Origin of the sequence: Escherichia sp. AM3 (assembly GCF_032029835.1) — a bacterium.
GTDB lineage: Bacteria > Pseudomonadota > Gammaproteobacteria > Enterobacterales > Enterobacteriaceae > Escherichia > Escherichia coli.
In genome coordinates this window covers 1-288 of sequence record NZ_JAVUPQ010000867.1, presented here as the reverse complement: position 1 = coordinate 288, position 288 = coordinate 1, and the positions used below count along the sequence as shown (strand labels likewise).

Below are 288 nucleotides of genomic sequence, written 5' to 3'. Positions count from 1 at the left end.
CGAAGGTCACCAGCCCCATCAGGAAGGCGGCGATAATCACGCCCACCATGCTGCCGGACCCACCGAGAATATTGACGCCGCCGAGCACCGCCATCGTCACCACCGCCAGCTCCCAGCCCATCGCGATGGTCGGGCGGGTACTGCCCAGACGCGAGGTGAGTAGCACCGACGCCAGGCCGGACATCAGTCCTACCAGCGCAAACAGGATCAGGTTGTGGCGCTTCACGTTGATGCCGGAGTACCACGCGCCGGTCGGGTTGTTGCCGATGGCGTAGGTGCGGCGGCCAA

At 65.6% G+C, this 288-nt stretch carries 1 protein-coding gene; it reads right to left on the bottom strand.

The window, feature by feature from the left end:
- Positions 1-288, bottom strand: a 288-nt coding sequence (locus RTW80_RS28775; RefSeq protein ID WP_409415339.1) for an ABC transporter permease, incomplete at both ends; no start/stop codon positions are given.